The organism is Microbacterium sp. B24 (genome assembly GCF_000333415.1).
GTDB lineage: Bacteria > Actinomycetota > Actinomycetes > Actinomycetales > Microbacteriaceae > Microbacterium.
Window position 1 is genome coordinate 1 of record NZ_BADB01000369.1, and the last position, 226, is coordinate 226.

Annotated in this window: 1 protein-coding gene; it reads right to left on the minus strand. The window is 71.2% G+C overall.

Features of this window, described 5'->3' with window-relative positions; translation table 11 throughout:
- On the minus strand, positions 1 to 192 hold a 192-nt coding region (locus I5I_RS09765), incomplete at its 3' end, for a hypothetical protein (protein ID WP_036318898.1).
- Between the last annotated feature and the right edge of the window lie 34 nt (positions 193 to 226).

Sequence of the window (226 nt, forward strand, 5' to 3'; positions counted from 1 at the left end):
AGCTCGGTCCCGGGGATCCTCTAGAGTCGTGGGCAACAGGTCGGCTGCGTAGGTGACGACAGGGACCGGGTCGGCGGGCGGGATGCCGTCGACCCAACTCGCGACGGTCTCGCGCACCGCGCGGGAGTGCGCCTCTCCGCGCCGGAAGGTCTGATTGCGGTGGGCGCGCGAGGGGTAGCGCGTTGGAGACATATGGTGCCTTTCGGGCGAGGGGAGGGGCACGCGG